Genomic DNA, 21949 nt, shown 5'->3' with positions numbered 1-21949 from the left:
TAAAATTTTTGTAAGCATTACTCTTGGAAACTTATTTTAGGGATTAATGAACAACTGGACTATCCATTCGATTCAACTTACCTCCATCCCCATTCATTTTCTGGGTTTTTTTCTGATTTATTTATTTTGCTGTTTGAAAAAAGTCGTGTACTTTAACACATCAACCAGTTTGTTATATGAGATTGCTTGTCTTACCCCCTTGTTTTTTATGAACCGTTTTTAGTATAGGAGAACTAATGAATAAGAATTCTGTTGTACTGCTGTTATCAGCCAGTCTTACAACCAGTAGTGCGCTCGCAGGCACTATGGGGCCTATAACGCAACATCCTGCTTGGGCTTGGGTAGGCACGGTCAGTGTAGGTCCAGTTTGGGAAGATGGTGGCAAAACGCAAACCTTTTATCTGGCACCCGATATAGAAAAGACCTACGCAGCGACTAAATCCACGAACACTTTATTCGATGGTGAAGTTTTTTTGGGTCTGCAAAAGTGGCTGTCACAAACCCTGCAAGGTCAATTGGGCGTGGCCGTTGCTGCAACCAGTAATGCAAAACTTTCTGGGCATATATGGGATGATGCGGACCCTGAGTTTGATAATTTTACCTATGAGTATAAAATTCAGCACACTCATGTAGCCGTAAAAGGTAAACTCTTGGCCGACATGGGCTACTGGCTTATTCCATGGGTAAGTGGCAGTATCGGTGTTGGTTTCAACGATGCCCATGCATTTCATAATACACCTTTGATTTTTGAAGCACTGCCTAATCCCAATTTTGCATCCCACACTGAAACAGCGTTCAGCTATACGGTAGGTGCTGGCGTGCAAAAGGCATTAACATCCCATTGGCAGGTTGGGGTGGGCTATGAATTTTCTGATTGGGGTAAAAGCAGTCTTGGCCGTGCCGAGGAGCAAACCGAAAACAGCGGGCTGACACTAAATCATCTCTATACCAATGGTGTTTTATTCAACCTCACCTACATCGCATAAGGACACAATCATGAAATTAGCACTTTTAATGCCACAATTGGGCATCGGTTTCAGTACTTGTTGTTTTATCAGTGCCGTACAAGCAGGAATTCCTGTCTGGAGTTTTACACCAGATGTCAATCATCCACCTACAGCAACGGTGGCCTCAACAGCCACTGTTGAGGTACAGTACACTGTAACCAATAATTCACGAAAGCCTCATAACCTGGTTATCAAGCCACAAACAGGGGTAAGTCAAAACGGTCCTTGTCTGCTTGGTCCCAAAGGCTCTCCAAATCCCACCTGCCAGCTGTCATTAACCATTAACGGCAGTGCACTGCCTACCAGCGGACTCTCTGGAGGACCTATTCTGTGTCAAGCTAATCCTGATGGGACACCTAATCCCAATGAGTGTTATAGCCCGAGTAAAGCAGATAGTTTAGCCATTACTGTGGCACAAGAGTTAAGTGCGAGTACGGCGAATTTAGCACTCAGCATCAAGGGGCTTACCTTAAATGGACAACCTTCAGGACAGTCCCGAGTGATTACCATCAACAACAACGGAGATGCTCCTACAACCGGATTATCCATTAGTTATCCCACATGGCCAGCGGGAACTACAGTAGACACTACCTCTTCCACCGCCTGCACCAACGGTACTGTTCTTCCAGCCGGTGGTTCGTGCACGATTACCGTAGTCCCTGGCACCACAGCCACCTCAGGAGCAGGCAATGCGGCATGTACTACGGGAATTGCGCCAATACCAGGCGTGATCTCGGTCACTGCAAATAATGCACTCCAAACCTCAGTGAATGTAGAAGTTCTGGGTTATGGCTGTATTTATCAAGGGGGATATATTTTTGCCATGGCAGAAACGGCGAATAGATCTCAGAGCATTGGTGGCAAGGTGGTTTCTTTAGTCGATCAGGCACCGGTACTTCCTGGCATTATTTATAGCTCAAATGGGGGTACAGGTCATGGGACTTCTCCCTTTGATCCCCAGGATGTAAGTTACGACGTAATCCCTGGAGTTGATAATACGTCTACTCCATTGAGTCCGTCGCCCACTTTTTCTGAGTTTCAAACCGCTTTTTCGGCGACGTATACCAATACGGACCCATTTACCGCTTCGTCATTTAGAGCATGCCAGGGAAATGCCGATGGTCAGTGTAATACGGACAACCTGCTAACCTTCTATAATACATTCATAACCCATTATAACGATTTTGGAACCCCGAAATTCACAGCCACTCCTGGACCAACCCCATTAACCTATTACGCTGCAGGACTCTGTGCGCAGACAATTAATGGTTATGCAGACTGGTATCTACCGGCGATTTGTGAGATGGGTCCCGAATCCAATGGTTCTGGTTGTGTTACTGGCACGCAAAACATCGTCGATGATTTACCCGCTTTAATTGGTGTCGCTGGTGCTCCCAATCCAAGCACTTCCTGCGCTCTGGGTGCAAACTGCCTTGCAAACCGCTATAATAGCTCTACTGAGGACTCTACCTTTAAACAATTCAACTCGTGGTCCCAAATCTTTGACAGGGGAGCCAGTTTTCAGAGTACTGGTGTTAAGTACTACATGTTAGGAGTACGATGTACTCGGGCTTTTAACTAGAGCAAGTTAAATTTTATGGGTTATCAGAAGATAACCCATAAATTGCTCCTTCAAAAAATACTTTTTGAAAAGTTAACATTTTCTAAATCAAATTTAGACTACTCTATAAGGAGGAAGTTTTATCATAGGGAGAAATAATGTGAATTGGGGCTTTTGCATTTTTGGCTATAGCAATTCTTATGGCCACTTACATAAATACAGGAACTAATCCTACCTTTATCCTTATCGCAAAAAATCCTTCTTTATCTTGCACTTGCCGTTTCTTTAGTCCTATTAATTATCTGTATTTTAATTCTTCACCACCTATCCCAGACGAAAATAAAAAGCGCCCTCTATAAACCAAGAAGAACTCATGCAAAGGGGTTGCCATTTATTATTGTTTAGAGCACAATTCGCTTCCATTTAGGCGGTAAGTACTCCATGAAAGAGAAACAATGCCTCAATTATTCTTATCTTTTTTCTGGCCCCCTCAATAAACCGGTAATTTTTATCACCAACGATCAAAAAAGTGAACGGGGATCGAGTTTATATTTAGTTCATGAAAATGGAACTATTCGATGTTCTGGCTCCAATGAAGGTAAAAGAAAAGCCACTACATTTATCAGACCTTATCTAATTGGGTATATAACACCTAAGAAAAAAAATATGCTCTTCGATGAAGCCTCTATAGGACTTTCTCCATTTGAGGCGCGTGCCAAAAGCTATCATGAACTATTGCAAATTGAAAAATGTGGATATGGCCATGAGGGAAATACCATAACGGAAATCCTCTCGTTTAAACATTTAATAACTCCCTATTTCACGCCACTGTCTTGGCAAGGCTCAGATAAAGGAGGTACCGATTGGGAGGTTGCGCGACAAGAAATACTCGATGCGTGGAACTATGTCAGCTTAGAGGATTACGATTTTCAAAATGAAGATCATCATTTAGACCAATCTGAGTTAAAAGTATCAGATATTTAATAGGATCAATTCAAGCTTATCGAGTTTATCTAGGATCCACACTTCCAGTTTTTATGGTGCTCAAAAAGCAAGCCAACCTTTTTTATCACGGTCGAGGGTAAAAAAAGGGGGCAATGGATGAGGTTCGCAATGCTCCATGCTGGCTTGTTACCAACCTCTGTTGGAAGGAGTCGGTTGCTTTGTGGCCTGTTCATCCTGAGTCTTACTGTAATAAAACACATATGGATTGTTACTGAAAAAACTCTGAGGCTGCGGCTTATAATCACAAATAGCTTCAAGAAAGTTTTGATTCGCACGTTGCTGTGCACGGCTACAGTTAAAAGTTTCTTCTAACTTTTTATAATGTTTCACTGGCTCTTCTAGAATTTCACCATAAACTTCCTTAAATCTCTGGATCCTTACTCCCATAACCGACAAGTAGAGTTCTTTTTGCCGCTTATATGTTGGACTAAAAGATTCATCAAAAATTTTCTGGTACGCCGATAAAGGGGTGGAAATAATTTTTTCTAAAGTATCAAACAGCTCTTGTTGATTAAATAATCCGTCAGGGAGCATGTCCGGCAACCTCTGGATATAAGAATGAATTTTGCTTTTTTGCTCAGTATAAAATTCATAACTGAAACAGCATTCAGGATCAATGGACACAGCTTGCCAATAATCCTCTAACTCAACCACACCATAGTTGTCGTTATTCATATCAATATTAGCTAGAAAATAATTTATTAAAAAAACGGCTGTTAGTCCTACTATTGGTTTTTTGAGGGGAAAAATCCTGCTATTTTGCCAAAAAGAATTCCAAGTACGAAAGCCCGGTATTTCTTTTGATAATCTATAAATACGAGACATCCCAGTGACTTCCGAAATAGTTTCCCCCTTGCACACATGCATCTCGGGTTGCATTTCGCCCAATAATAAACGGGTACAACGTCCAGCAGCCACTGCACTTTCCATCCAAAATTCTTTATTATCAAACAGAGCGACTGCTGCCATAGTACTTGCCCAATCCATATTAAGCTGTTTCAATGACTTAAGTCTGCTAGAACAATACCATATTACAGGATCCTGATGATCCTGCTCTCTGGAATCAATGACCAGGTCTACTGCATTTGTTTCATCATGGAATTCATAGGGAATAAACTGTATTTCATTTGCTTCCAAATAGGTATAGAGTGCGACCTCACTTTCTCGTTGAGGCTCCTCCTCTTCGTCACTTTCTAATGTCAGCTCTTCATCAATCTCCATAGAATTATCGCTCGCATCTATTGAATTTTTATGATTTTGCCTTGATACATCAATATCTTGTAGCTGGTTATATTGTCTTGGCATGTGATTTTTTCCGAAAGTATTGATGCCATCATTGTAATAATTTAGTCGCCTTAGTCAATAAAAAGGCAAAAACAAGCACCATGCAAAAATGGTACTGTTCATGTAAAATGGAACTCGAATAAATCTTATTTACTGAAACGACCCTTTTCAAAAAAGTAGGATAGTTGTAGAAATTAGATAAGTTGCCTGGGCAGGCAAACATATAGAACGTTCAATGGAAAGAATTAGGGAAAAAATAGCTTATACACTTCATCAATCCTACAGAGAAAAGCAAAACTAATTAATTTTAATAATGTACATAAGTGGAGACCCGCATGTTGAGCAAGACCGACACCATAGAGTCAAAAAAAATTGGTAGCATAAGTATATCCATTGAAGAAAATTACGTTACAATCAAAACAGAAAGACTCTCCTTTAGCTCCCTCAATCAATATGATACGCCTGAAATAACTCATCACTATAAATTACTCCTTGGCAAGGTTAATAATGTCCAAATGTTCCGAGATGGAAATCCATGGAATGAAGAAAGCGTAAAAAATTTTATCACCACGCAAACAAATAAATGGAATGAAGGCGGTAGATTCGGTGTTTTTTCTGTTAATGATCTAAACTCTAGTACTTTTATAGGAAGTTTGAATATTTATTATCCTTCACCAGGATATGACAACATAGGTCGTGGCCATAAGAATGTTGCAGAAATAGGTTACATTATTGATCATACCTGTTGGGGTAAAGGATATGGAACAGAAATGGCCATAATTGGAAAAAAATACATACAATATCTTGTCTCTCAGTCTACAGAGAATCGAGAATCGCGACTACCTGATGAGATTGTTGCCACAGTACATCCTAATAATTTTGCCTCAGTAAAAATTTTGCAAAACACTTTAAAAAAGAAAGAAGATTCGCTTTTAAGTAAATTTGATTCGCAACCCAGAATATTGTTTTTTAAGCCCCTGAAAAAGGAGCAAGTTAAGAATCAAAAAGGGGAAATACAATCTGTTTCTTTACCAGATCCTGCATCTGAAGATTCGGTTTTGTCGCAGAAAATCTCATGATCTGGTGGAGTAGGTAAATTGTTCAGGTGCTTGTCAGCTGCAGTTTCAAGAGGACGCGTTTTAAGCGGGATATCCTATTGTACTGTGGCTTCATGAACTGAACACCACTACGCTTGCTGCGCTTCATGTTCATTGCAATATAAAATTTAACTACATTAATTTCTCGCATTAGCATTTCATTTTCTATAGAATTGCCTGCCTATCAAATTGAGAATCATCTTAATTTTTTAGAAAATAGATTATTATCAATAGCTTCGCTAAAAAAAGTACATCAGCTCAATACGATTAAATACAAAAAAGGTACCAATTAATATTTTAAAAATAAGGCGTAAAAATGTTTGGACTGTTTTCTAAAGGAAAGAAAAAAACGAGCGCGCAATTTGATCTTGAAGCTCAACCCCTAGTCACCAGAGAAAATGAAGAGAAAGATAAGAAGAAAGAGATTCAAACGCCAATGGAGCCTAAGCCTAATTACCCTGAAATAGAATCTTTTAGAAAAGCAGGCTGCTATTATGAAATTTTATTATCCGACCTGGAATCTCGTCATAAAAATATAAATCAGTGTATCAACTTTATTAAAAGGGAGGCTAAATTATACAGCGTAGACAGCAATCCGAAATTTGATCGAATGAAGTTAACAACTACTACTCTTTTAAGCGGGACTTGTAGTATAGGCTTTAGCTATTTGTTATATGATCTGATTACTCGAATCATAAAAAAATCACAGCTTGAAGAGCGTTGGGAAAATGTAGTATTCAGTGACACTGACGGTAGTAGTGTTACCTGCTATGAATTAAATGGCAGCATTGATAATACTTACGTTGTGTGTCAAAGTTTGGATGTGAATCCGACTGAGTGCATACAATTGAAAGATGAATATTGTTCAGAGGCTTTGATGGTGTACATTGCTCCTGAAAGTGTAGGCACGATGTTTGTCGCATTCATTTTGCTCTATTTGTTATATCTTCTCTTATGTCAGTTATTGAAATCCGACAGACAAAGCATCTATGATAATTATCCAATTTATCAACTTATGAGCGACCAAAATCTGTTACAACTTAAAAATTTTACAGATAAGATCCATATTTTTATTACAGATAAAATGACAAAGAAGGAGGTAATTACGCGACTAGAGCAGCCTGTAGCTGCTGATGTGGCACTAATAAGATACTGTTTAGAAATAAAAAAACACGCCCATTATCTTTTCTATATATGCAATAATTTACTAAAGATAAATGGGATCGAAATACCCTACGAAGTAGCAGAATTGATTTTTCTTCGTGCGACTGAAGATATAATGATTGCAGATACAGAGAAAGCAAAGAAAAACAAAGAAGCATTTGAAGTAGGAACTGGAAAAGGCAAAGGGAACAAAATCAAAAATAACTCCTGTGAAACAGATCCTGAGTTATCAAAATACAAACAGGGCATAAAACCAAAAATGGATATTTTCGCAAGATTTTTTAACAGAGCAGAAGTCATTCCTGACGTTCATTCCCAAAATCACAACGTCATTGAGTCTAATATTTTACAAGTACTTAGATAAAAAAATCAACAGGGATAATATTGAACATTTAAAATATCACATGCCAGTTGTCAGGAATATTTTTTGCCACACAGCTCGAGGTAACTATAAGTTATCATTTAGCTCTTAATGCTACTGTAAAATTTTTATTTTTAATGTGTTTTATATGCGATTTGATAGGGCGTGTTGACAATTCATCCCCACCGCCTACGTGCCGCGACGTGTTCGCGGCAACCAGCCGATCTTAATCAGTGGCAAATTTCTTCATAAAGATCATGCCATTCTGTATTTAGGTTCTCAATCAAATGTAACTTCCACTGCCTGGGCCAATTTTTGAATCGCTTTTCACGTCGAGCAGCTTCTATATAGGTTTCATGAACCTCATAATAAACCAATATGTACATTGTACTTAGCTGTAAATCCTGGAATCAGGTTGTTTTTATGTTCCCATACTCGTTTAATTAAATCTGATGTTGAACCAGCGTATAGTGTACCACTTCGCTTGCTTGCCATAATATAGACATAAAATGACTTCATTTGGCTTCCTTGTTTTGATCAGAGTGTTGGACTCAATGCGATGATATCACCTAAATTTCACGGATTACATTGGTAGCCAAATATAGGAACAAGCCATTGCGAGCATTGACGCATCATTTCTCTTCAATTTATCATCTCTTGTGGCAACAGCTCGAAAATGTTTAAGTCGCGCAAATACGTTTTCAACTAGATGACGATATTTGTATAGACCCCAATCAATATCAGCATTCCCAGTTTTAGAGTTCGTCTTCCGAGGAATCATTGGAGTAGATGATTTTTGCCTAATCTGATCTCGAATTTCCTCGCTATCATATCCTTTGTCTGCAATGGTGTAATCAGCTTTAGGGAGTGTTTCAATGAGACCTGAAGCTGCTTTAGCATCATGTACCTCTCCGCCAGTCAATTGAAATTCAATCGGAAGGCCGCAAGCATCAACTGCCCTATGAATTTTTGTTGTATTACCACCAACGGATTTCCCTATTGCTTGATGTTTCTTTCCTATGCCGCCTGAGCTATGTTGATGGGCACGAACGATACGGCCATCAATAAATTCCCATTCAAGAGCAGGATGTTGTATGAGCGCTTTGAAAATCATCATCAACTTGTTCTTTGAGGACCAACGATTGAATTGTTGATAGGCAGAATTCCAAAATCCAAACTCTTTAGGTAGGTCTCGCCAAGGGCAGCCTACACGCATGCGATATAACATTGCCTCAACCATCATACGAACATTAGGTTTGTCATATATCTGATGTTGTAGCATTATCTCCTTTAGCTTAGACCATAGCTCATCACGGAACATCAGTCTTGCCATTGCAAACTCGTTTTATACTTGATATTGAAGTCGATATATTATGAGTTTGCTCTTATTCATCAATCGATTAGAGCAATGAATTAAGTTCATCTTTAACTTGACCATTTCCTGGATGCCGCGAACACGTCGCGGCACGTAGCCGGTGGGGATAAATTGGCAACACGCCCTAATATATGAAAAATATAAACCCGATTTAAAGGAATAAACCATGTCCGTGCTCCATAAACGTTATCTTAAAGAAGCGCTAAAGGAAGCACCATCTTATATGGTGAAATGGACGCATTCGAAAATGCAGGTAGACAGCAGGCTAAAGTTGATGAGCAATCCATTTTATATACCACTCTTTTTCCTTGCGCCATGTGCAGCGGAACCATTCTTCTTTATAAAATCCCTTATGTTGTGATTGGAGAAAATCAAACCTTTATGGGGGAAGAGTCGCTATTAACATCTCATGGTGTCAAACTTGAGGCCTTACAGAATAAAGAATGCATCACCATGAAGCGGCATTTCATTACTCAAAATAGTAAGCTCTGGAGTGAGGATATAGGCGAATAATTGAGTTAAGAAACCATTTTAGGGATATTATTTTCCAGGACAAAGCCAGAGCCTGAAATTCTGTGGCTGTACACCTATCCTATATGACTATTTAGGTCCCACCGTAGGTGACGCATCTTCCTTCGGCCCACCAGGTTTTGATTGAGGTGGAGGGCGAAAATAAGAGGAGATAATACCAATCACCTCCTTCGGTAGCCTTTTTTCAAGTTCGCCGCCTTTCTGCGATTCTGCCCCAATGGCTAGTAACGCTATTTGCCTTTCTTGCTCCTCTCTTTTTCTCGTCTCGAAATTAATAGGTAATTGCTCGTAAATTTTCGTGAGTAGCCCTTGATCTAAAGCTTTTTCTGATAGGTCATCGCTGTTTTGCGTCAGCTCAATTTGCTTTAAACAAGTATTGTGCTGTTGAAGCGTCAGTGAAAGGCTCTCTAATACTTTATTGGTAATCTTATTTGCTCTTATATTCAGATATTCTAAGGAATCATTTGATTTCAAGGCGTCGATGATTACAAGTAAACCTTCTTCACTGATTTGACTAGCGTGTATATCTAAAACACGAAGAGAAGTATTATTTTTTAGGAAATTGGCGATTAATACAGCACCCGGATCATCTATAACACTATTATTCGCTAGTATTGAAGTAATTTGATGCTCTGCTTGCAGACAAGGTAATAATTTTTCCACCTCCCTTCCACCAATATCCTCCGAATTAACAAGGCCGTAATATCCTAATTGCAAAGTATTTCCCGTATTTAGAGACTCTAGGCGTGGGCCATGGGTATTACGGGTAGGAATTAAATCCGTGCCTGGGATCAGCCTGAACACTAAAGATGGGAGTTCTTTTTTAATGGCACTCTCTAACTTGGACAGCATATTAACTCCTTTTTATATGCTTTTGTAAATTATAGCCAAAAATGAACAAAAATTAACCTTGTCCACGATGTTTTAGTTTTCAGCTTTTGTTCTATTTTAATAATTACTTAACTCCCTTTATTTATTATTATTCAATTCTTTTTATATTTTTAGATACCCTATGACTAACAAAGATATCGCAGGAAAAGCTGTAAAATATGCTAGAGAAATTATTTTGGAAGGGACAACTCAGCCTGCCAATAATATGTATAGTGACATCCGAAAAAAAGCAATTAGTGAGGTGATGTTTGAATTTCGTATTTTGGCAATGCGGGACCCTAAATTTTCTTTGGAATTTGATAGTAATGCCCAACAATTTTATCAACGTATTCAACTTTGTAAGAAATTCTCAGTTGGAAATTGTTATGAATATGCGTTACTTGCTTTAGATTATGTTATTAATCATGAGCCTCATGTTTCTGCAGAAGTTTTTTATATAAAAGGTGGTGATCATTGCTTTCTAGTAATCGGAAGAAAAGCTGGTAGCAATCCCCTGGATCCCACAACATGGGGTGAAGAGGCTTATATCTGCGACCCATCTGAAAATGAGGCATACCCTGCCGTAAAATATTTATCGAGGCTTAAAAACTATTATAAGGTAGATGATAATAATGGAGAAACATTCACCAATTTTTCAGAGAATTTTAACAAAGACAAACATCGACTCGCCCCTATCCCTAATCTAAATACCGATTACTTTAGGAATTACAATTCTGAAGAGCATTTAAGCAAATTATTTATGCGTTTTAGAGAAAAATATGCAGTTATTCTCTCTGTTGCAGAAAAAATGAAACACGATTTTGAGCGAATTGCTGGGCGATTAGTCCTTAAATACGGGTCAACCGATGCAAAATTTTTGATCCTTTCATCACAATTAGCTCATTTAACCTCTTTAATTGAAGACATGAAAAATGGCCTTATTGCCCCTTATGTCAGAGAAAGTTATGGTGAAATGAAAGCAAAGCTTGATGAAAAACTCATATGCGCTATCAATGTTTTGGATGAAATCACTAAGGATATAAATAAAGAAAATTTAACCCTGGCAAAGTATAATAATGAATCCTCATGGCGAACTTCGTGCATGAAATTTTTCAATATTTTACCGCAAACGGTTCGTAAGACCCAAACAACATTAGAAACATCTCAAGATCAATGCCAACGAATAAAAGCTGAACTAAAAATAATATATTAACGGCTATTAATTACGGATGTCATTAACTCTGCACCACCACTCCCGGAAGGTAAGAAAAATCTCACCCTCTAGAGTGATGAGATATTACAAAAAGGTTTCTATTTACCATCCTTTCATGCTTCATGACAATCGGAACAACTCTGCTTTCAATTTATTCGACAATAACCAATGCCCCCTCATGTATTTTGTAACCAGGATGCACTAACCTGTTTGATAATTCATTCAGAAGCATTACGGAGTTAAAGTGATTTTTTAGCCAACCGAGATAAAATATTTTTTGGAAGCAAGAGCCAATAATGACCTTCATTTTTCATATGCTCGCCTAGAAATGTTGCAAGCTTCCCTGAACCCCAATAAATATCACCACGCATAAACCCACGAATTGCACCACCCGTGTCTTGGGCAATCATAAGGCGCTGGAATTGTTTCTCATTCTCTTGATCTTCTTTATCAGGACGTTTGGTATCCAACCACAACGGAGCTCCCAGCGGAATCCATTTTTTATCCACAGCTAAAGAATAGCCTGGTGTAAGAGCCATCCCTTGAGCGCCAAGTGCCATGGGCTCTTTTAAATCTTCAAAAAAGACGAACGATTTATTTTTCTGAATAATCGTTTTTGCTTTTTCAGGATGTTTCTCCAAATAACGAATAATCGCTGCTTTAGATGCATTATGCCGGCTCATAATCCCTTTATTAATCATCACCTTGGCAATTGAGGTGTATGGAGCCCCATTTTCACCTGCATATCCTAAATAGATATTTTCACCATTAGGCAATTGAATCACGCCTGAACCTTCTATCTCTAAAAAGAGCCGCTCGGCAGGACTATGGATCCATGCAATCACAGGTGCCTTTTTCTTAAGAGCGCCATTATCAATTTGCTCCCGAGTATAGGAAGTAGAATATTTACCTTTTGGCAGCCCATAAATTGGCGTATTGTATTTAGTACTTTTTGTTAAAGTACCTTTTATTTTAGGCATATAATAGCCTGTAAATAAGCCATGGACGGGTTTTTTTTGCGCAAATTCAATAGGATGAAACCATTTTTCAAAAAACTCTTTTGCTGAATCTTCTGAAACCGAATCCATGGCTAAAGCGGCCTTACATGCTGGATGCCAATCACGGGCTTTTAATTTGATGTGTTGGGTACTAATCGGATGAGATGGTGATTGCTTCAAAAACGTCTCACACGACTTCTGAAATGCTAATAAAGATTTTTTAACATCAGCAGTATCCCAACCTGGCAACTCATCGAAAGATACTTTAGTCAAAGCAATATTTCTGCTTTTCATAATAACCTTTCTTGTAGTGTCCTTAGGCCGGGCGCTTTTCTTAGCAACCACTATTTTTTTAGTAGCATGCGCTATGGTTTTAGCACTCTGCGCTATTTTTTTAGCGCTTTGTTGTGCTATTTTTTCAGCCTTTTTATGTGAGGTATTATTTTTTGTCGTACCTTTTTTTACCTTTTCGGTTTTAATAACTACCTTTTTCGGAGTTAGTGGTTGCTCATGGACCTTAGCTTTCTTATAAAGCGACAATCCAAGCAAACCGAATGTAAGACAACTAATACCGATTATTATGTAAATTAATTTCCTACTCATAGTCGAGCAAGGTTTACATAAGATGAAATTAAAATCAACACTTTTTAGTGTTTTTTCTACAAAATTAGATCTTATTGAACAGTATTTGCTCTATTTTTATTAAAAAAATGCGGAAACGCCTGGGGATTCAGAAGGATATTTTTGCTCAAAAAGCGCCAAGAAGAGGCATTTTGACGCTTTGTAACCTATTTTTTATTCCCCTTATTTCGTGGGGTTCCTCTCCGCTTCAGGGCATGCATCGCTCGCGTCATAGACTCAATGGCTGGGATTTTCTATCACCGTGGCAAACCAAAGATTAATACTCTCTACAAGGGTAGGATGGGCAAACATTACATCACGTAATTGCTGATAAGGCATACCCACCTCCATCGCCAATTGGATTACCCCAAGTATTTCACCCGCCTCAGCACAGAAGATGGATACACCTAAAATATGATCTGTTTTTGCATCAATAACCGCTTTTAAAAGACCCGTTGTTTCCCCCTGTGTTTTCGCCCTGGGAATAACCGTAGCGGGAATTTTTGCTATTTTTAAAGTATGGCCTTGAGCAAGCGCTTGAGTTTCTGTAAGACCAATGCGAGCCAGTTCTGGATCAAGAAATACTGTATAAGGAATAAGTCGTCCTTGAACTGAATGCTTATTTTGAGGGTGTTGCAGATTATGTTTTGCTAACCGATAATCATCTAAAGATAAATGGGTAAATTGAGCCCCACCCTTTACGTCTCCTAAAGCCCAAATGCCTTTAGCTGTAGTCTCTAGATAATCATTTACTTTAATAAATCCACGTTCATCAAGCTGAACCCCTGCTTTCTCTACATTTAATCCTGCCGTATTCGCAGTACGTCCCACAGCAATGAGTACGTCACTCCCACGAATCAACGTTGGCTCTCCATTCTGATTTACATCAACAAATACTTCGCCATGTTCTTCTCGAATACTATTAATTTTAGTATTAAGAGCAAAATGAATCCCTTCTTTAGTTAAAGTATTAAGAACTTGTTCCGCAATATCTCTATCTTCACGACCAAGAAACTTACTATCAGCCTCGATTACTGTAACCTCTGCCCCCAATCGTCGAAATAATTGAGCAAACTCCAAACCGATATAACCACCACCAACAATAAGCAAATGCTTCGGCACTTTATTGACATTCATTAGGCTGTCATTGGTATGATATTTTATTGTGTCGAGGCCTGGAATTGGCGGTATAAAAGGTAAGGCACCGGTATTAATAAAAATTTTGTCCGCGGTAATTTCCACTACTTTTTTACCATCACGTGGTGATGACAAAAGAACCTCAATTGTCTTCGGCCCAATGAAGTGTCCACGCCCCAACATCAGATCCATTCCTGAATCCAAAAATTGTTTTAAATTGGCCTCTCGCATTGCATGAACGACAGCATCTTTACGCGCTCGAATTGCTTTAAAATCTACGGGTGCAAGAGTAGCCTCAAGACCATAATCTGAGGCTGAACGGCAATAATGTGCAATCTTTGCAGATTGTACGAGCGTTTTTGTAGGGATACACGCCACATTGATGCAAGTACCACCAATTTGGTTGTCTTCAACCATGGCAACCCGTTGCCCAGTTTTGGCTAGATCAACAGCTAGAGTTTTACCTCCTTTGCCACCACCTAAAACAATTACATCAAATTCTAATGCCATGATTATTCCCTAAATTATAATGAATTAATCCAAATTTCCGTCTCAATTAAATGATGAACTCAAAAAATTATTGCTTTTTGCACCCTCTCCAATTTTTATACTGGATTGAATGGGTAAATTATTTAAGGTCTTATACAGTCGATTAAAGGGTACATCCGATACCTTGACCCAACCCGAATATGGAAAACTTAGAACGGTGATAGCAGTCATGTAAATGGCGAGAAAAATGCATAAAATATACAGAAAAGGATGCCCCTGCAAACTCGACTCCAAAGAATAGATACCAATTATAAAAAAAGCACCTAAAAAAATAATAATATACCAGGCAATAGGAATTGCTGGATTGAGCATATTCAAACGAAAATCACGAGACTGAGTCGCCTGATTCCATGCAGAAACCGCACTTTGGTAAAAATTCGCAACAGAAGCTTTAGGTTGATAGTGCAACAAGATACGATACAAGTTGTCCCCTATTCCTTGCGTTGTTTTTCCTTCCTCCCCTAATGACATAGCGACTAGATCATCATTTACAATAGATGAAATATATAAGCTTAAGTTTGTTATGACTTTTTGTTGAATCTCTGGAGGAAAAGCTTTAGCGCTTTGGGCGGTAATATATAATTGGGAAGCTTCCGTATTAACAAGCTCATACGTTTTTTGATAATTAGTCCATAAAATATAGATAACAAAACCTAAAAAAATACTATAAAAAGCACCGATACTCCCGACAATATCCATTGCTGTGTCTTCCGCGTTCTTAGTGAGCTTACGTTTAAAATGAAATACTACTTTGCTAAGCAAAAGAAAAATAATGAGATAAAAAAGAAATATGAATGTGGGAAAACAATGATTCATCAGACTGTGCATCACTTAAGAACTCCTGTAAATAAATTATGCCTGACATCAAAATGATGGATTAACTAATCCTTATTCTACCTATTGGTAATTAAATCCAATTGCATAAAGCTCTCGTCATTCTAAGACGTTTTACCACCAAGATTCTCCCGATATGGACATCACATTTCATCATGAGTGCACATCCCACAAGCTGAAGAGCCCTCATCACATTCGGGATGGCGTATCACCGTGAAGGTATCACCTAAAGATAAAAATTAATCCTCTGTTTTTTAATTCTAGCTATAAAACAGAGGAATCGCTTTTTTTTTCTATAAATTTTATGATTTAGCAGTCAATATAACTTGATGGTTCATGCCACAGAAAAGTCTGCACCTGAAAAACAATCAGTCTGCTTTCTGAAGCGCAAAATTTGCGGTGATATTAATGGTACCTATCCCATAATTCTTGCTATTTGAGTTCGTTGTAGTGACCAAAGTATTTGCATTATTCTTATTAAAATTGACTGTAGAAAGATATCGGAAATCAAGACCAAGGGTAGTAAAGTCGTCAAGATAATAATTGAATCCAACGATCCCTTGTATTGCGAAGCCGTTGTTTGAGGTATCCACCGTTTGCGAGACAATCGGTGAACAAGTACCTAAAGAAATACATTGGTTATTACTGTGGAATAAAGCATGGTTTTTAATAATAGCGCCCCCCAAACCTAATCCCAGATAGGGAACAAAGTTGACGTTAGGATCGCTGGACAAAAAATCATAAAAGGTATTGAAAAGTCCATAAATACCTGCGGTGTAACCATTAAAGCCTAGACCGGTTTCTTCAACAAAAGCAGAGCAGCTCCCATTAGGACCCAAAACATCGGGACTGATAAGTGTACAAGAGCCTGTACTGAATGAACCGTAATTGTTTAGATTAAAAAGAAACTCACCCTCTAATCGAAAATTTTTTATTTTATAGCCTAAAGAAGCACCGCCTCCACCACCGATGACACTTAACTTAACTGAACCATTGTAAGTATTTCCATCAGGAAGTGTCACACTAAGATTAGTATTAGGCGCATAGCTTAGTTGCCCCAGTAATCCCAAATAAACTCCTTGAACAGGATCTGCACAAAAAGCATTGCTCGTTGCCGCCAAACCCAATATAAATCCAAATTTAATCATCTGTCTCATTCTATATCCTATATTTATCCGAAGGACAAAGTGCAATAATTTTTGCATTGTAAAAGGCTATATGAAAACATACTGCCTATGCAAATTCTTTAATGTAAGAAATTAGTCTGAACCTCGAAAATTCGTCTTTGGGCGGAAAATTTATCTTGAAATAGATTAAGCCCTTCTTCACGCATTTTTTGTGCAAATTCAGCAAAATATACATTTAGAAAATCTCTATTTTCTAATTGATATTGGACTGTTAATTGTTCCTGCTCCACAGTTTCCTCATGTTCGGGTTTCAAAACACTTGCTTGAATGAATCCAGGAATCTGTAGCATCTCTTTGACATGCTTTTTTAGCCATATTTGAAATTGAGGATAAACATCACCATCAATGGCCAAATTTACTTCATAAATAACCATATTCTTTCCTAAACCAGGTTAAAGCTAAAGCAGCATAACTACTTAAAAACAACTTATAAACAAGTATGAAGGTTACAATTAAATGAGATGTTAATCCAGCAGATAAACCAGGAAGGCAATAAATTTTTTCTTTACTTATGAAACAGCTAAGGTCTCAATATCTATTAATTTTTATTCCTCTCCTAAAGCGCATCCGAGGAGGTAGGCTTATTGAGATACTGCTATAAATCAAATGTCTTCAATTACCTCACAGGTTAAAGTAAGTTTTAATCGCTCAGGAGTTGAGTTTATTTTATTTTCAGGGAAGATAATGCGAAATCCAGGCTCCAAAATCTGCCCTCGAGGATTTAATGAGATTTCAGAGGCACGAATCTCCGCTCGTCTTTGTGCCAATAAGCGATACACCATTAATACGTTTTTGCTATTTTGCAGTTTTAACTGGCATTCTTGTAGATATTTCTTTGCTTTTTGCTCATAAAAAGCGGGATCTTGCTGTTGAGACATGAGGTTTTTAAGTAATTTTTTAGCCGCCCAGTCGGACGATTGATTGAGGTTTTCCTTGAATACCGCAAGCCAGTCCGGTGTAGCTGCATTAGGAAGTAAACGCAAAAGCCTACAACGAGCTGAGGAAAATATTGGATTGGTCATATCTACGTCTAAAACATCCATCATAAACTTCGAATCAATGATCCCATTTTTTAGGAGATTATCTATTGCTAACTGATCGGATTTAGCCTTAACTGGAGTAAGCCAGGCGTGATCTGCATCGTTCAAATCAGTTTCTGGAAAATGACTACCTACCTCGTTTAATGCGGTTTGATATAAAGTTCGTGAAATCTTAATAGTTTTCTTTCCTTTAACTTGCAAAAATCTTGGGTCAAGAAAAAACTCTACAGGAATATTTATTGCGGTATGTTGTTTACCATTGGGATAACTATCGGACATTAAATTTAATTCAACAGGACAAAATAAAGGACGGAGTTGTTCTTGTAATGAAAGCAATTTTTTACTTTGATTCAATTTTTGCAGTCCTATTAAAACATTTTTAGCTAATTGCTCAGGAGGAACCAATGTTTCTAAAATCTCTTGTAATGAGGCATCAGGATGGTGTCCACCAAAATCCAGTTGTCTAACAGGCTCCCACCAATCATTATGAGGCTGATCCAGTTCTTTCATAATCGGTCCGCCAGCACCATGACAACCTGAACAACGAAGTCGATTACCAAATTGTGGGTGCTTTGGATCGGGCTGGCGATGGAGTAATTCATTATCGGCAAAAATATCAGACGAATCTCCTCGATAGAACCATTGCCCTTGGGAGCCATCACCGCGTAATTCATAGAAATTAAATACTTCTTTCTTTGAATCCCAAGCAAACGCTTCAATCATCAGTGAATCTTTCTCTGGATTCTGATCCGCTATTAAGTCTCCCACTGGTCCTATTGCTGTAAAATGCCCGAAGAAAAAATCGCCCTCTTGAATGGGCCAATCAGCGTCATTGATTTTTAACGCCCCCAAAGCCATTTCAAATAAACTAAAACTTCCCAGAGTTGGATTATGAAATCCACGATTAGCAACCAATGTAGTTTTCAATGTTAACCCTGAGTTTTTGAGCAGTTGGCGCAATGCAAAAACATTTTGGGGACATGGTGCATCCGATAAAAGTAAACGTCCTAAAATATCTTCCATTGGTCCAATAGTTTGGCCTGATGAATCAGTGAGGGAACAAGCTGCACCTATATTCTGAGAAAAAATTATGGTTAAAATGTTGAGAATCGCCAAACAATAAAATTTTCCTTTTTTCACCATAACTTCCTCTTTTTCTATTTCCCCAAATACTCGAATACACTGCAAAAGGTTTTCACTCAAAAAAGAGGCAATTTTTTTTCATCCATTTGGGTGAGCGGGTGCAGTTACAAAAATCAATGAGCCTTTAGGGGTAAAATGGTAAAGATCCATAGTTCGAATATGTGGTCTTTGATTCATTACCGTTGTCACTTGGGCAAATAGTTTATTTTTAGGAAAAGAAAACCATAGCAGTAAATAATCTTCTAGGGTGTTCACCAGATCCAAGGTATCGAGCAGCATCATATTCCCTTTGAATGGAAGCTTTGTTCAAAAAATCCTATCTACCTAACTTTTTTTCCAATAAATACGCAACAGAAATAAAAACATCATAAAAGCAAATATTCCTGGAAGTCAAAGGATTAACTTAACTCACTGAAAGACAATCAATAAATCACACCGCCCAAAATAAATGCACTTTTTTCAAAAACTACTATACTTTTAAAACTTGGATGAACAGGAATTGAGTGATATGGATACCATTCAATTAGCACTGGATGTGCCTTTACAAAGAACAATTCAAAACTCGCATAGATTTTTTAAACGCCTTCAATTAACAGAGGCGGCTTATCCCTTATTAGTATCTTATCTAGAGTGGCTCAGAAAAATAAATGCAGCACCTAACCCATTTGATGTAATGCATCAAAATGAGCAAAAAAAACAAGAATTCAAATTTTTATTTAAACATAACCTATTGTTTTTTCTAACAGTAACCCGACAATTTAATGTCATTAATAAATTATTCATAACTCCGTCATTCACTTCCAGATTACGACTTCTGTTTGCTTTAATTAGAAAAGCACATTTTAAAGCCAGACAAAGAAAGAGAAAACGTTGGCTATTTTTAAAATTCAGGGAAAAAACATTAGGTCATAACTTGGCAAGAACAATGCCTGCCTATCATGCTCTCCAAAATCGCTGTGACAAAAGGAATCCTTATTCTTTATTTGGTGCACAAAAATCTAGGAAAATGAAGAAAAATGGCCCTAGCTATCCCGTTAATATTGATTATTTAAGAAGCATTTTAAAACAGATCCAAAGCAGCGCCAATATGAAGTCACTCATTAACAAAATCTTACTTCGTGAAATCACAGGGATTCATCAGCATGCATTAAAAGATAAAGCACACCTTCATACCAAGCTTAATCCTAAGGAAGATCTAGAACCAAGATCCGCTGGATTTCTATCTGAATTGTTGGAGCAAGCTCATGCAGATGTTTTAGACCATTCTGTTTTTAATCCATACAGCCATTCATTTTTTGAATTAGCAGAAATCGACACGAAAGAGCGTGCTGCTTCGAAAGAAATTCAAAGTGAACTAGAAGAACTAAATCCTGAGCATCATGAATTACAGAACGAATGGCATTCAGAAATAACCGATGATGCATTAGCAGGGGATATAGACACTACTTTAGATTTATTAAAGAGTTCAGAACACTCTATAGACGGAAAAAAAAGCTTCTTTAATAACCCACGACTCACCTTCTTTTCAGCCTTAGCTCAAAATAATCAGCACATGGCTAGCGACATTGTATCGAATCAGATCATGGAACTTAGGGTGGGCAATTAAAGAGCTGGTATTCTTGATTTTTGCTGCAGCCAAAGCTGCAGCTCATGGCAACTATTTTATTCAGTAATCACACATCGCGTCGAATACACTCAATACCACCTAAATAAGGTCTTAAAGCCATTGGAATATGGATATTTCCTTCTTTATCTTGATAATTTTCCATCAATGCAACCAATGTTCTGCCTACTGCAAGACCTGAGCCATTCAGGGTATGGACTAATTCGATTTCCCGTGTTTGCCCCTGTCTGTAGCGTGCTTTCATTCGTCTTGCCTGGAAAGATTCCATATTCGAGCAGGATGAAATTTCTCGGTACGTGTTTTGACTGGGTAACCAAACTTCTAAATCATAAGTCTTTGCTGAACTAGGTCCCATATCCCCCGTGCACAGAGTGATCACTCGATAAGGCAACTCCAAACGCTGTAAAATGGTTTCCGCATGGTTTACTAATTGTTCTAAAGCAGCATATGAGTCTTCAGGTTTAGTAATCCAAACTAATTCAACCTTTTCAAATTGATGTTGTCGGATCATCCCTTTGGTATCCTTACCGTAAGAACCCGCTTCACTACGAAAACAAGGCGAATGACAGGCATAACGAATAGGCAAAACCTGTTCCTCTAAAAGCACATCACGAACTGTATTGGTTACCGGAATTTCTGCAGTAGGGATCAAATAATACCCATGCTCTCCAGTTAACTTAAACAAGTCCTCTTCAAATTTTGGTAATTGCCCTGTGCCCATTAGACTGTCTGCATTGACAATGTAAGGCACATAAATTTCTTGATAACCATGTTGTTGGGTATGTATGTCCAACATAAATTGAATTAAAGCACGATGTAATCGAGCCAGTTGATTTTTCATAACTACAAAACGACTGCCAGTCAGTTTAGCAGCCAAAGCAAAATCCATTTGGTTTAAGTTCTCACCTAATTCATCATGAGACTTAACGGGGAAATCAAAAGTAGGCACTTTACCCCAGCGTCTAATTTCTAGATTGTGCTGTTCATCTTCACCAACAGGAACCGATTCATGAGGAATATTGGGTAATCTTAGAGCAATTGCCTCAATTTGCTGGAGCAAATCATCCAGTTCGTCCTTCTTCTCTTCTAATTCCTTAGCAAGACGGCCCATTTCCTCGCGCATTGGCTCAATGTCTTCACCACGAGACTTTGCTTCACCAATCGCTTTAGAACGTAAATTGCGCTCATTTTGCAATGCTTGTGTGGCAACCTGCAGCGCTTTACGCTTTTCTTCTAAAGCAGTAAACGATGAAACATCAAACTTAAATCTCCGCTTTAGCAATTGGGAAGCAACAAATTGCGGATCATCCCGCAATAATTGAATGTCTAGCATAGGATATCACTCTAA

General features: G+C 38.2%; 19 protein-coding genes and 1 pseudogene. 8 read left to right on the top strand and 12 right to left on the bottom strand.

From position 1 onward, the window contains the following. Positions 1–236 precede the first annotated feature (236 nt). The 3 genes from OQJ26_RS08535 to OQJ26_RS08525 all read left to right on the top strand — a co-directional run bounded on the left by OQJ26_RS08535 (position 237) and on the right by OQJ26_RS08525 (position 3552). Positions 237–986, top strand: a complete 750-nt coding sequence (locus tag OQJ26_RS08535; RefSeq protein WP_265703438.1) for an outer membrane protein — start codon at positions 237–239, stop codon at positions 984–986. Positions 987–996: 10 nt separating this feature from the next. Next, on the top strand, positions 997–2589 hold the full coding sequence (locus tag OQJ26_RS08530; protein ID WP_265703437.1) for a hypothetical protein: 1593 nt from the start codon (positions 997–999) through the stop codon (positions 2587–2589). A 420-nt stretch (positions 2590–3009) separates the two neighbouring features. Next, positions 3010–3552 carry a hypothetical protein gene (locus OQJ26_RS08525; RefSeq protein WP_265703436.1) on the top strand — a complete coding sequence of 181 codons (543 nt, stop codon included), beginning with the start codon at positions 3010–3012 and terminating at the stop codon, positions 3550–3552. 147 nt (positions 3553–3699) lie between these two features. Here OQJ26_RS08525 and OQJ26_RS08520 read toward each other — a convergent pair whose 3' ends face one another. Then, a complete protein-coding gene (locus OQJ26_RS08520; protein ID WP_265703435.1) occupies positions 3700–4794 on the bottom strand; it encodes a hypothetical protein in 1095 nt (364 codons plus the stop codon). Positions 4795–5192: 398 nt separating this feature from the next. Here OQJ26_RS08520 and OQJ26_RS08515 point away from each other — a divergent pair, with 398 nt between their 5' ends. Both OQJ26_RS08515 and OQJ26_RS08510 read left to right on the top strand, forming a co-directional pair. Next, entirely contained in the window at positions 5193–5936 is a 744-nt protein-coding gene (locus OQJ26_RS08515) for a GNAT family N-acetyltransferase (protein ID WP_265703434.1), read from the top strand. A 334-nt stretch (positions 5937–6270) separates the two neighbouring features. Beyond that, a complete protein-coding gene (locus OQJ26_RS08510; protein WP_265703433.1) occupies positions 6271–7482 on the top strand; it encodes a hypothetical protein in 1212 nt (403 codons plus the stop codon). Between the two features lie 227 nt (positions 7483–7709). On the opposite strand, the pseudogene OQJ26_RS08505 reads toward OQJ26_RS08510, so the two are convergent. Next, positions 7710–7998, bottom strand: a pseudogene (locus tag OQJ26_RS08505) (GIY-YIG nuclease family protein). A 64-nt stretch (positions 7999–8062) separates the two neighbouring features. Continuing rightward, positions 8063–8812, bottom strand: a complete 750-nt coding sequence (locus OQJ26_RS08500; protein ID WP_265703432.1) for an IS5 family transposase — start codon at positions 8810–8812, stop codon at positions 8063–8065. Positions 8813–9070: 258 nt separating this feature from the next. On the opposite strand from OQJ26_RS08500, the gene OQJ26_RS08495 reads away from it, so the two are divergent. Then, the gene (locus OQJ26_RS08495; protein ID WP_265703476.1) at positions 9071–9367 is read left to right on the top strand and encodes a cytidine/deoxycytidylate deaminase family protein; all 297 of its coding nucleotides are present in this window, start codon (positions 9071–9073) and stop codon (positions 9365–9367) included. 87 nt (positions 9368–9454) lie between these two features. Here the strand turns inward: OQJ26_RS08495 and OQJ26_RS08490 are convergent, their stop codons facing one another. Beyond that, positions 9455–10237, bottom strand: coding sequence for a leucine-rich repeat domain-containing protein (locus OQJ26_RS08490; RefSeq protein WP_265703431.1), 783 nt, complete (start codon positions 10235–10237; stop codon positions 9455–9457). Between the two features lie 160 nt (positions 10238–10397). Here OQJ26_RS08490 and OQJ26_RS08485 point away from each other — a divergent pair, with 160 nt between their 5' ends. Further along, entirely contained in the window at positions 10398–11468 is a 1071-nt protein-coding gene (locus OQJ26_RS08485) for a hypothetical protein (RefSeq protein ID WP_265703430.1), read from the top strand. A 239-nt stretch (positions 11469–11707) separates the two neighbouring features. On the opposite strand, the gene mltA is transcribed toward OQJ26_RS08485, so the two are convergent. From mltA to OQJ26_RS08450, 7 genes are all read right to left on the bottom strand, one after another. Beyond that, the gene (mltA, locus tag OQJ26_RS08480; protein WP_416209952.1) at positions 11708–13006 is read right to left on the bottom strand and encodes a murein transglycosylase A; all 1299 of its coding nucleotides are present in this window, start codon (positions 13004–13006) and stop codon (positions 11708–11710) included. Positions 13007–13324: 318 nt separating this feature from the next. Next, on the bottom strand, positions 13325–14734 hold the full coding sequence (locus OQJ26_RS08475) for a mercuric reductase (RefSeq protein ID WP_265703428.1): 1410 nt from the start codon (positions 14732–14734) through the stop codon (positions 13325–13327). Between the two features lie 42 nt (positions 14735–14776). After that, on the bottom strand, positions 14777–15601 hold the full coding sequence (locus OQJ26_RS08470) for a bestrophin-like domain (RefSeq protein WP_265703475.1): 825 nt from the start codon (positions 15599–15601) through the stop codon (positions 14777–14779). Between the two features lie 374 nt (positions 15602–15975). Further along, entirely contained in the window at positions 15976–16764 is a 789-nt protein-coding gene (locus OQJ26_RS08465) for an outer membrane beta-barrel protein (protein WP_265703427.1), read from the bottom strand. A gap of 89 nt (positions 16765–16853) precedes the next feature. Continuing rightward, positions 16854–17168 (bottom strand): DUF4286 family protein, encoded by a 315-nt coding sequence (locus tag OQJ26_RS08460; RefSeq protein ID WP_265703426.1) that lies wholly within the window; start codon positions 17166–17168, stop codon positions 16854–16856. Positions 17169–17396: 228 nt separating this feature from the next. Continuing rightward, positions 17397–18977: a hypothetical protein gene (locus OQJ26_RS08455; RefSeq protein ID WP_265703425.1), complete on the bottom strand. Its 1581-nt coding sequence runs from the start codon at positions 18975–18977 to the stop codon at positions 17397–17399. A gap of 78 nt (positions 18978–19055) precedes the next feature. Then, positions 19056–19259: a hypothetical protein gene (locus tag OQJ26_RS08450; RefSeq protein ID WP_265703424.1), complete on the bottom strand. Its 204-nt coding sequence runs from the start codon at positions 19257–19259 to the stop codon at positions 19056–19058. Positions 19260–19485: 226 nt separating this feature from the next. Between OQJ26_RS08450 and OQJ26_RS08445 the strand changes: the two genes are divergently transcribed. Further along, on the top strand, positions 19486–20583 hold the full coding sequence (locus OQJ26_RS08445) for a hypothetical protein (RefSeq protein ID WP_265703423.1): 1098 nt from the start codon (positions 19486–19488) through the stop codon (positions 20581–20583). Between the two features lie 67 nt (positions 20584–20650). On the opposite strand, the gene serS is transcribed toward OQJ26_RS08445, so the two are convergent. Then, a complete protein-coding gene (gene serS, locus OQJ26_RS08440; protein ID WP_265703422.1) occupies positions 20651–21934 on the bottom strand; it encodes a serine--tRNA ligase in 1284 nt (427 codons plus the stop codon). Positions 21935–21949 lie beyond the last annotated feature (15 nt).

The sequence above is a fragment of the Legionella sheltonii genome (assembly GCF_026191355.1).
Classification (GTDB): domain Bacteria; phylum Pseudomonadota; class Gammaproteobacteria; order Legionellales; family Legionellaceae; genus Legionella; species Legionella sheltonii.
The sequence above is the reverse complement of the archived record's forward strand: the minus strand, read 5'-3'. Positions and strand labels throughout refer to the sequence as shown.

Coding starts and splice junctions, on each gene's coding strand:
- OQJ26_RS08470 (WP_265703475.1), bottom strand. CDS start 15,601: ATGCACAGTCTGATGAATCATTGTTTTCCCACATTCATATTTCTTTTT.
- OQJ26_RS08510 (WP_265703433.1), top strand. CDS start 6,271: ATGTTTGGACTGTTTTCTAAAGGAAAGAAAAAAACGAGCGCGCAATTT.
- OQJ26_RS08500 (WP_265703432.1), bottom strand. CDS start 8,812: ATGGCAAGACTGATGTTCCGTGATGAGCTATGGTCTAAGCTAAAGGAG.
- OQJ26_RS08520 (WP_265703435.1), bottom strand. CDS start 4,794: ATGGAGATTGATGAAGAGCTGACATTAGAAAGTGACGAAGAGGAGGAG.
- OQJ26_RS08465 (WP_265703427.1), bottom strand. CDS start 16,764: ATGAGACAGATGATTAAATTTGGATTTATATTGGGTTTGGCGGCAACG.
- OQJ26_RS08485 (WP_265703430.1), top strand. CDS start 10,398: ATGACTAACAAAGATATCGCAGGAAAAGCTGTAAAATATGCTAGAGAA.
- OQJ26_RS08475 (WP_265703428.1), bottom strand. CDS start 14,734: ATGGCATTAGAATTTGATGTAATTGTTTTAGGTGGTGGCAAAGGAGGT.
- OQJ26_RS08525 (WP_265703436.1), top strand. CDS start 3,010: ATGAAAGAGAAACAATGCCTCAATTATTCTTATCTTTTTTCTGGCCCC.
- OQJ26_RS08530 (WP_265703437.1), top strand. CDS start 997: ATGAAATTAGCACTTTTAATGCCACAATTGGGCATCGGTTTCAGTACT.
- OQJ26_RS08445 (WP_265703423.1), top strand. CDS start 19,486: ATGGATACCATTCAATTAGCACTGGATGTGCCTTTACAAAGAACAATT.
- OQJ26_RS08460 (WP_265703426.1), bottom strand. CDS start 17,168: ATGGTTATTTATGAAGTAAATTTGGCCATTGATGGTGATGTTTATCCT.
- OQJ26_RS08515 (WP_265703434.1), top strand. CDS start 5,193: ATGTTGAGCAAGACCGACACCATAGAGTCAAAAAAAATTGGTAGCATA.
- OQJ26_RS08450 (WP_265703424.1), bottom strand. CDS start 19,259: ATGATGCTGCTCGATACCTTGGATCTGGTGAACACCCTAGAAGATTAT.
- OQJ26_RS08490 (WP_265703431.1), bottom strand. CDS start 10,237: ATGCTGTCCAAGTTAGAGAGTGCCATTAAAAAAGAACTCCCATCTTTA.
- OQJ26_RS08535 (WP_265703438.1), top strand. CDS start 237: ATGAATAAGAATTCTGTTGTACTGCTGTTATCAGCCAGTCTTACAACC.
- OQJ26_RS08455 (WP_265703425.1), bottom strand. CDS start 18,977: ATGGTGAAAAAAGGAAAATTTTATTGTTTGGCGATTCTCAACATTTTA.
- serS (WP_265703422.1), bottom strand. CDS start 21,934: ATGCTAGACATTCAATTATTGCGGGATGATCCGCAATTTGTTGCTTCC.